General features: G+C 73.3%; 1 pseudogene. It reads left to right on the forward strand.

The window, feature by feature from the left end:
• Window positions 1–741, forward strand: a pseudogene (locus tag IF89_RS39450) (hypothetical protein); the annotation flags it as partial.

The following is a 741-nucleotide window of genomic DNA, read 5'->3' on the forward strand; positions in this document are numbered from 1 at the left end:
CGGGTGACCGAGACCCTCGACGCGCTGGGCCGGCCCCTGCGGACCGCGGACAACTACCGCGACGGCGCCTACGCCAAAGAGCCCGACGCCGACGGCGCCCGGCTGCTGTCGGAGGCCGACTACTCCCAGTGGGCTGAGTACCGGGTGACCATGACCGACCAGGCCGGACGCAAGACCACAGCGTCCTCCGACCCGTGGGGGCACACCAGCAGTGTGACCGGCCCCGACGGCACCACCGTCAAGACGGCCTCCGACATCGTGGCCGAGGCGGTCACGCAGGGTGTTCTCGGTGCGGACCAGGAGGATGCCCCGCTGGCGGATGCGCGTGCGGTGTCCGTGCAGGACGCCGACACCGCGGCCCGGACGGTGTCGGCGAGGGTGGTCTTCGCCGACGGCACCCCCGCCGCCGACTCCACCGCCCAGACCGACGCCCTCGGCCGGACCCTGACCTCAACCAGCGGCGAAGTCACCGCGGTGCCCTCCTACGGGGCGGGCGGCATCCCGCACAGCACCGTGCTGAACCCGGCCGCACCGGGTGTGTATCCGGGGCAGGAGTTCACCGCAGCCCTCACCCGCGACCTCGCCGGACGCCAGACCGCCAAGACCCTCACCCAGGGCGATCCCGGCCAGGGCGACACCCGCACCGGTGTGCGCAGCACCTACGATCCGGCCGGGCGCCTGGCCTCCCAGACCGACCAGCTCGGCAACACCACCACCTACACCTACACCGGCGACGGGCAG

This window comes from Streptomyces sp. NRRL F-2664 (genome assembly GCF_000719345.1).
GTDB lineage: Bacteria > Actinomycetota > Actinomycetes > Streptomycetales > Streptomycetaceae > Streptomyces.